2 protein-coding genes are annotated in these 1388 nt (G+C 62.4%); both read right to left on the bottom strand.

Annotated elements, in window-relative coordinates; translation table 11 throughout:
* Positions 1-533, bottom strand: a 533-nt coding sequence (locus tag ADADOO_RS07535) for a DUF1631 family protein (protein WP_511276363.1), incomplete at its 3' end; no start/stop codon positions are given.
* A gap of 9 nt (positions 534-542) precedes the next feature.
* Positions 543-1388 (bottom strand): lytic transglycosylase domain-containing protein (locus tag ADADOO_RS07530; RefSeq protein WP_511276361.1); only part of this gene is annotated, 846 nt, incomplete at its 5' end.

Raw genomic sequence — 1388 nt, 5'->3', positions numbered from 1 at the left:
CCGTTGCGCTCCATGAAGTCATTGATCTCGGCGTAGAGCGCCGGCAGACCGGCGAGCAGGCAGGCTTCGATACGATCGAGCAGCTCGAGCTTGTTGCTGATGTCGACCGCCCCGGCCGCGTCGAACATGCTTGTCAGGCCCTGGGCGATGCCTTTCGGCCCGACCGGATTGGCACTTTTGGGCAGATCCGGGCGCTTGAGCAAGGTGACGAAACGTAAATGGGTTTTCCACAGACTGCCGCCGGTGCGCTCGAATAGGCGGGCGCTCATGTTATCGAGGCGGATGCCGAGTTCGAGGTCTTCTTCGCCAACCAGCGTGATTCGCGACGAGGTCAGGCCGTGCGCTTCTTCGGCGAAGGAGCCGCGGCGGCTGGTCGAGGCCATTTCGTCGAAATAGGCGGCGGCCCCGTCCTGGATGGCCTTGATGGCGCTGCTGGAAATCAGCTCGCTGTCCTGCAGCAAGGCCCCGAGGTGCTTGAGGAAAAGAGCCCGCGTGTTGCTCAGGAGAAGGAATGAGTCGGAGTGCACCGCCATGTCTGTTTCCTAAGGTAGGTCTGCGTCTTTCATGCCCTCGGCGGTTTTAGCGCCAACCACGCCGAGCCGGGTCTTGAGCGAATCGGGCTTGCCGGTGAACTGGGCCGAGTAATAAACCGAGTTGCTCATCACTTTTTTGACGTAATCGCGCGTCTCGCTGAACGGAATGGTTTCGGCGTAGATGGCGCCTTCGAGCGGCCGGTCGGCGCGCCATTTCTTGGCCCGGCCGGGGCCGGCGTTGTAGGCGGCGGAAGCGAGCACCGGGTGGTTGTCGAGGTTTTCCATGACCAACCGCATGTAGCTGGTGCCGAGCAGGACGTTGGTTTCGGTGTTGTTAACGCGGCCGTGGCTGAAATCACGCAGGCCGATCTTTTTGGCGACCCATTTGGCGGTGGCCGGCATGAGCTGCATCAGGCCGGAGGCGCCAACGCCTGACTTGGCGTTGGTGATGAAGCGGCTTTCCTGGCGCATCAGGCCGTACACCCAGGCATCGTCGAGCGATTGATTGTGGGCGGCCGGGCGCACCGTGTCGCCGTAAGGGGCGAGGAAGCGCAGCGAAAAATCGTGTTCGTTGCGGGTCTTGTCGGCGGTATTGATAGCGCGGTCCCAGATCTGGTTGCGCTTGGCCAGATTGGCGGCAGCGAGCAACTGGCGGTCGTCCATGCCGCGCAGCGACCAGTTCCATTCGCGGACCGCTTCGCTGCGCAGGTCGAGGCGGAAGAAAGCCAGGGCGCGGCGAATGCCCGGGTTGTCGATGGCCGCTTTGGTTTCTTCGGCGGTCGTTGCCTTGGCTTTGGGCGGCAGCGCGATCTTGCGATCAAGTTCCTCGTCGGCCAGATTGCCGTAGAAATTGGT

Source organism: Azonexus sp. (assembly GCF_036170495.1).
Classification (GTDB): Bacteria; Pseudomonadota; Gammaproteobacteria; order Burkholderiales; family Rhodocyclaceae; genus Azonexus.
Note: the sequence above shows the minus strand (reverse complement) of the source record. Positions and strands in the feature narration are given on the sequence as shown.